This is a genomic window from Streptomyces antnestii (genome assembly GCF_004005495.1).
GTDB classification, from domain to species: Bacteria; Actinomycetota; Actinomycetes; order Streptomycetales; family Streptomycetaceae; genus Streptomyces; species Streptomyces antnestii.
In genome coordinates this window covers 1-6,807 of the sequence record NZ_RZYA01000045.1, presented here as the reverse complement: position 1 = coordinate 6,807, position 6,807 = coordinate 1, and the positions used below count along the sequence as shown (strand labels likewise).

7 protein-coding genes are annotated in these 6,807 nt (G+C 70.3%); 5 read left to right on the top strand and 2 right to left on the bottom strand.

The genetic code is table 11. The annotated features are described in order from the left end of the window. Together EOT10_RS40780 and EOT10_RS40775 are read left to right on the top strand one after the other, a co-directional pair. Nucleotides 1–125: acyl-CoA carboxylase biotin carboxyl carrier protein subunit (locus EOT10_RS40780; protein WP_146003141.1), on the top strand; the 125-nt coding region annotated here is incomplete at its 5' end. Nucleotides 126–375: 250 nt separating this feature from the next. Further along, the gene (locus tag EOT10_RS40775; RefSeq protein ID WP_189492775.1) at nucleotides 376–924 is read left to right on the top strand and encodes a TetR/AcrR family transcriptional regulator; all 549 of its coding nucleotides are present in this window, start codon (nucleotides 376–378) and stop codon (nucleotides 922–924) included. 33 nt (nucleotides 925–957) lie between these two features. Here the strand turns inward: EOT10_RS40775 and EOT10_RS40770 are convergent, their stop codons facing one another. Further along, nucleotides 958–1,923 carry a DeoR/GlpR family DNA-binding transcription regulator gene (locus EOT10_RS40770; protein WP_127833423.1) on the bottom strand — a complete coding sequence of 322 codons (966 nt, stop codon included), beginning with the start codon at nucleotides 1,921–1,923 and terminating at the stop codon, nucleotides 958–960. A gap of 185 nt (nucleotides 1,924–2,108) precedes the next feature. Then, a complete protein-coding gene (locus EOT10_RS40765) occupies nucleotides 2,109–3,557 on the bottom strand; it encodes an NAD(P)H-quinone dehydrogenase (RefSeq protein ID WP_127833422.1) in 1,449 nt (482 codons plus the stop codon). A gap of 96 nt (nucleotides 3,558–3,653) precedes the next feature. Here EOT10_RS40765 and EOT10_RS40760 point away from each other — a divergent pair, with 96 nt between their 5' ends. From EOT10_RS40760 to EOT10_RS40750, 3 genes are all read left to right on the top strand, one after another. Next, nucleotides 3,654–4,091, top strand: a complete 438-nt coding sequence (locus EOT10_RS40760) for a gamma-glutamylcyclotransferase family protein (protein WP_127833421.1) — start codon at nucleotides 3,654–3,656, stop codon at nucleotides 4,089–4,091. 90 nt (nucleotides 4,092–4,181) lie between these two features. Continuing rightward, the gene (locus EOT10_RS40755) at nucleotides 4,182–5,012 is read left to right on the top strand and encodes a purine-nucleoside phosphorylase (protein ID WP_127833420.1); all 831 of its coding nucleotides are present in this window, start codon (nucleotides 4,182–4,184) and stop codon (nucleotides 5,010–5,012) included. 31 nt (nucleotides 5,013–5,043) lie between these two features. Beyond that, nucleotides 5,044–6,684, top strand: a complete 1,641-nt coding sequence (locus EOT10_RS40750; protein ID WP_431313378.1) for a phospho-sugar mutase — start codon at nucleotides 5,044–5,046, stop codon at nucleotides 6,682–6,684. Nucleotides 6,685–6,807: the final 123 nt, after the last annotated feature.

Below are 6,807 nucleotides of genomic sequence, written 5' to 3'. Positions count from 1 at the left end.
TCCTGGAAGCCATGAAGATGGAACAGCCCCTCAACGCCCACCGCTCCGGCACCATCAAGGGCCTCAGCGCGGAGATCGGCGCCTCCATCACCTCCGGCGCCACCATCTGCGAAATCAAGGACTGACAGCCCTGACCTGACCCAGCGCCAGATCACAGCACCTGGCACCTGGCACCTGGCACCTGGCACCACCCGAGCGCCCCGGCGGACCGCACCACGGTCCACCGGGGCGCTCGCGTCACAGTGGCCCCCGCACGGCCCCACCATCCTCTCCCCATCAGGCATCCTGGGAGAGCGCGCGTACGACCAGGGAGGACCGATGACGACCGGCACGGACCAGACGGACCGGCCCCGCCCGGCCCCGCCCGTACGCCCCATGCGGGCGGACGCACGCCGGAACTACGAACGGCTGCTGTTCCAGGCGCGGGCGGCGTTCGCCGAGCACGGCACGGGCGCGTCCCTGGAGGACGTGGCACGGAGCGCGGGCGTCGGCATCGGGACGCTGTACCGGCACTTCCCGAACCGGCACGCGCTGATGAGCGCGGTTTTCGAGGACGCGGTGAGTGATCTGCTCGCGCGCTCGCGGGCGCTGCTCGCGGACCCGCAGCCATGCTCCGCGCTGGTGGCATGGCTGCGCGACATCATCACTCATGCGGGTGAGTACCGAGGGCTTTCGCGGGCCCTCATGTCGGCGTCGCAGGACGCCGGTTCGGCGCTGTCGCGGTGCAGTACACCGATGCGCGAGGCGGGACAGGCCCTGCTGTCCAGGGCGCAGCGGGCGGGTGCCGTGCGCGCGGACGTATCGATCGGCGATCTGCTGCAGCTGACCAACGCGATCGCGCTGGCCGCGGAGGAGACCCCGGACGACCCGGAACTGGCCGACCGGCTGCTGCGGCTCACGCTGCGGGGTATCACAGCGGGCTGAGCAGCACCCTTGTACGGCGGCGGCGGTGGCCGCTCAGCGCCGCCGGAGGTCGGCCACCCTCGCGGCGCGCTCAGGGGGTGCCTGGTCGAGGGCGGAAGCGCTGCGGAGCTGGGGGCCGCCCGGCAGCTGGTTGCGGCGCTGGCCCGGCAGGGGAACGTCCCGGCGTGTCTGGCGCGCCGGGACGTGGTCTCCCCCCGCCGGCCCGGTTCCGGTCGCCGAGGCTCCGGCGATCGCGATCTGCACCCCCTGGTCGGCGAGTGCCTGCAGTTCGGTGGCGGCCCGGTCGTCGTGGGTGGGCGGCTCGTCCGTCACCAGGCGCGTGATCACATCGGTCGGCACGGTCTGGAACATGGTGTCGGTGCCGAGTTTGGAGTGGTCGGCGAGGACGACGACCTCCGCGGCGGCCTGCACGAGGGCGCGGTCGACCGAGGCCGAGAGCATGTTGGACGTGGAGAGGCCGCGCTCGGCGGTCAGGCCGCTCCCGCTCAGGAAGGCCCGGGAGACCCTGAGTCCCTGGAGGGACTGCTCGGCCCCGCTGCCCACGAGGGCGTAGTTGGAACCGCGCAGGGTGCCGCCCGTCATGACGACCTCGACCCGATTGGCATGGGCGAGCGCCTGTGCCACCAGAAGGGAGTTGGTGACGACGGTGAGCCCGGGCACCCGCGCGAGCCGGCGGGCCAGCTCCTGCGTGGTCGTGCCCGCCCCCACCACAATGGCTTCGCCTTCTTCGACGAGGCTTGCGGCGAGGTCGGCGATGGCCGTCTTCTCCGCGGTCGCGAGATGTGATTTCTGCGGAAAGCCGGACTCCCGCGTGAATCCGCCCGGCAATACCGCACCGCCATGCCGGCGGTCGAGGAGTCCTTCTGCCTCCAGTGCGCGCACGTCCCGCCGTACGGTCACTTCGGAGGTCTGGACGACGCGGGCGAGCTCCCGGAGCGATACCGCTCCATTGGCCCGCACCATTTCGAGGATCAATTGACGACGTTCTGCAGCGAACACGAAACTGACAGTAACCCCAACGACCGTCTGCTTTCAGCAGTTTGCGCCGAATAACCGAAGTTGTTCGCACGGAACCACGGGAAGTGGTATAGGCCCTAACTACCCGCGCCTCTACCTACCCCACCCCCCGCAACAGCCCCTGACCTGCGGGAAGTTGACCCTCTCCCCCGAGGTCCGACGGAGAGTCAGGCTTCGTGAGCCGTCTTCCGCGTATGCAACTGGCGGGCCACTTCGGCGATCGAGCCCGAAAGTGACGGGTACACGGTGAACGCGTTCGCGATCTGCTCGACCGTCAGGTTGTTGTCGACCGCGAGGGAGATGGGATGGATCAGTTCGCTCGCGCGCGGGGAGACGACGACACCGCCCACCACGATGCCGGTGCCGGGCCGGCAGAAGATCTTGACGAAGCCGTCGCGGATGCCCTGCATCTTGGCGCGCGGGTTGCGCAGCAGCGGCAGCTTCACCACGCGGGCGTCGATCTTCCCGGCGTCGACGTCGGCCTGGGTGTAGCCGACGGTGGCGATCTCGGGGTCGGTGAAGACATTGGAGGAGACGGTCTTCAGGTTCAGCGGGGTCACCGCGTCGCCGAGGAAGTGGTAGACGGCGATACGCCCCTGCATGGCGGCGACGGAGGCGAGCGCGAAGACGCCGGTGACGTCTCCGGCGGCGTACACGCCGGGGGCGGTCGTCCGCGACACCTTGTCGGTCCAGATGTGCCCGGAGTCCTTGAGCTTGACCCCGGCCTCCTCCAGGCCCATCCCGCTGCTGTTCGGGATGGCACCGACGGCCATCAGGCAGTGGGTGCCGGAGATGACGCGGCCGTCGGCGAGGGTCACCTCGACGCGGTCGCCGACGCGCTTGGCGGACTGGGCGCGGGAGCGGGCCATGACGTTCATGCCGCGGCGGCGGAAGACGTCCTCCAGGACGGCGGCGGCGTCGGGGTCCTCACCCGGAAGGACGCGGTCGCGGCTGGACACGAGCGTCACCTTGGATCCGAGCGCCTGATAGGCACCGGCGAACTCCGCACCGGTGACACCCGAACCGACCACGATGAGCTCCTCGGGAAGCTCATCAAGGTCATACACCTGGGTCCAGTTGAGAATCCGCTCACCATCGGGCTGCGCGTCCGGCACCTCACGGGGGTGGCCACCCGTAGCGACGAGCACAGCATCAGCCGTAAGAGTCTCTTCGCTCCCGTCAGCCGTACGGACGACGACCTTGCGGGAACCGTCGGCGGCCTGCAGCCCTTCGAGCCGCCCGCGCCCGCGCATCACACGGGCGCCCGCACGCGTCACGGAGGCGGTGATGTCATGGGACTGAGCAAGCGCAAGCCGCTTCACACGCCGGTTGACCTTGCCCAGATCGACCCCCACCACTCGCGCGGGCGTATCGATGTGCGGGGTGTCGTCGGCGACGATGATCCCCAGCTCCTCGTACGACGAGTCGAAGGTGGTCATCACCTCGGCCGTCGCGATCAGGGTCTTCGACGGTACGCAGTCGGTGAGCACCGACGCCCCGCCCAGACCGTCGGAGTCGACGACGGTCACCTCCGCGCCGAGCTGGGCGGCTACGAGCGCCGCCTCATATCCGCCAGGTCCGCCACCGATGATCACGATCCGAGTCACGTACTCCATTGTCCCGCACGCTTCAAGCGGTTTCGCCCCGGGGGCCTCCGTCCGGGCACTTCCCACGTCAGGAGCGGCGCCCGCACCTGCCGTACCCTCGACCCCATGTCGCTCTACGCCGCTTACGCGGGCAACCTCGACGCGCGGCTGATGACGCGCCGCGCACCGCACTCGCCGATGCGCGCGACGGGCTGGCTCAGCGGCTGGCGGCTGACGTTCGGGGGCGAGCACATGGGCTGGGAAGGCGCGCTCGTGACCCTCGTCGAGGCGCCCCGCTCACAGGTCTTCGTCGCGCTCTACGACATCGCTCCCATGGACGAGGACTCCATGGACCGCTGGGAGGGCGTGGGCCTGGACGTCTACCGGCGCATGCGTGTGCGCGTGGACACCCTGGAGGGCGAGGAACCCGCCTGGGTGTACGTGCTCAACGGCTACGAGGGCGGCTTCCCCTCGGCGCGCTACCTGGGCGAACTGGCGGACGCCGCGGAATCGGCCGGCGCCCCGCACGACTATGTGATGGAACTCCGCAAGCGCCCCTGCTGAGGCCCTTCGTCGGAAACGACAACACAACGATCCGAATCCCGTCACCCCGTCATCTACGCGCGTAGGACCAAACCGGCTACCCTCGATCGCGTGAACGCATCTGTTACTCCGGACAACCTCCAGGGCGCCACCGATCCCCGGGCCGCCGCCGACGCCGCCGCCGCGCGACTGCGCGACCTCACGGGCGCCGACACCCACGACGTCGCCCTCGTGATGGGCTCCGGCTGGGCACCCGCCGTGGACGCCCTCGGCTCCCCCGAAGCCGAGTTCCCCGTCACCGAGCTGCCCGGTTTCCCGCCGCCGGCCGTAGAGGGCCACGGCGGCAAGATCCGCTCGTACAAGATCGGTGACAAGCGCGCCCTCGTCTTCCTGGGCCGCACGCACTACTACGAAGGCCGAGGCGTGGCCTCCGTCGCGCACGGCGTCCGCACCGCCGTCGCCGCCGGCTGCAAGACGATCGTGCTGACCAACGGCTGCGGCGGCCTGCGCGAGGGCATGCGCCCCGGCCAGCCGGTCCTGATCAGCGACCACCTGAACCTCACGGCGACGTCGCCGATCGTGGGCGCGAACTTCGTGGACCTCACGGACCTCTACTCCCCGCGCCTGCGCGCGCTGTGCAAGGAGATCGACCCGACCCTCGAAGAGGGCGTCTACGCACAGTTCCCCGGCCCGCACTACGAGACCCCGGCCGAGATCCGTATGGCCCGCACGATCGGCGCGGACCTGGTCGGCATGTCGACGGTCCTGGAGGCCATCGCAGCCCGCGAGGCCGGCGCCGAGGTCCTGGGCATCTCCCTGGTCACGAACCTGGCGGCGGGCATGACGGGCGAACCCCTCAACCACGAGGAGGTCCTCCAGGCGGGCCGCGACTCCGCCACGCGCATGGGCGCGCTCCTGGGCCAGGTCCTGGGCCGTATCTGACCCCCGAGAGACACCGAAAGGCTGGATCACCGTGACCGTGCAGGACACCGAACTCCTCGCCCAGGCCGACACCTGGCTGGCCGAGGACCCCGACCCGGAGACGCGCGAAGAGCTGGCGCGGCTCATCGAGAGCGCCGACACCGAGGCGCTCGCGGAGCGCTTCGCCGGCACGCTCCAGTTCGGCACAGCGGGCCTGCGCGGCGAGCTGGGCGCGGGCCCGATGCGGATGAACCGCTCCGTGGTCATCCGCGCGGCGGCGGGCCTGGCGGCGTATCTCAAGGGCAAGGGTGAGGCGGGCGGCCTGGTCGTCATCGGCTACGACGCCCGCCACAAGTCCGCCGACTTCGCCCGCGACACCGCCGCCGTCATGACCGGCGCCGGCCTGCGCGCGGCAGTCCTCCCCCGCCCCCTCCCCACCCCGGTGCTCGCCTTCGCCATCCGGCACCTGGGCGCGGTCGCGGGCGTCGAGGTCACGGCCAGCCACAACCCGCCCCGGGACAACGGCTACAAGGTCTACCTGGGCGACGGTTCCCAGATCGTGTCCCCGGCAGACACGGAGATCGCGGCGGAGATCAAGGCGATCCACAGCCTGCACGACGTCCCCCGCCCCACCACGGGCTGGGAAACCCTCTCCGAGGACGTCCTGGAGGCCTACCTGGCCCGCACGGACGCGGTCCTGTCCCCGGACTCCCCCCGCACGGCCCGCACCGTCTACACGGCGATGCACGGCGTGGGCAAGGACACCCTCCTGGCCGCGTTCGCCCGAGCAGGTTTCCCGGAGCCGGTCCTCGTACAGGAGCAGGCGGAACCCGACCCGGACTTCCCCACGGTCGCGTTCCCGAACCCGGAAGAGCCGGGCGCGATGGACCTGTCCTTCAAAAAGGCAACGCAGACCAACCCCGACCTGATCATCGCGAACGACCCCGACGCGGACCGCTGCGCGGTGGCGGTAAAGGAAAACGAAAACTGGCGCATGCTGCGGGGCGACGAGGTGGGCGCGCTCCTGGCAGCCCACCTGGTGTCCCGAGGCGCAACGGGCGTCTTCGCGGAGTCGATCGTCTCGTCGTCGCTCCTGAGCCGCATCGCAGCCGCGGCAGACCTCCCCTACGAGGAAACGCTCACGGGCTTCAAGTGGATCGCCCGCGTAAAAAACCTGCGCTACGGCTACGAGGAGGCGCTCGGCTACTGCGTGGACCCCGAGGGAGTCCGCGACAAGGACGGCATCACGGCCGCGCTGCTGATCACCGAGCTGGCCTCGTCGCTCAAGGAGCAGGGCCGCACGCTCCTGGACGCGCTGGACGACCTCGCGCTGACGCACGGCCTGCACGCGACCGACCAGCTCTCGGTCCGGGTGAAGGACCTCTCCCTGATCACGAGGGCCATGCGCACCCTCCGCGAAACACCGCCGAAGGAACTGGCGGGTCTCAAGGTGACGAAGGCGGAGGACCTGACGCAGGGCACGGAGTCGCTGCCCCCCACGGACGGCCTGCGCTACACGCTGGAGGGCGCCCGGGTGATCGTCCGCCCGAGCGGCACGGAGCCCAAGCTCAAGTGCTACCTGGAGGTAGTGATCCCGGTCGACACAGCCAAAAACCTCCAACCCGCAAAAACAGAGGCAACCCGCGTACTCACCGCGATCAAGCGGGACCTCTCCACAGCAGCGGGCATCTAGGGCGTGTTTCGAAAGTCCCGCCTGCCCCGCGACGCCTGGCACGCACTCCCCCACTCTCGGCTTCGCTCGAGCGGGGGGACCCCCATGCGGCGTTGCCGAAACGTCCGAGTGGCTCCGCCACTA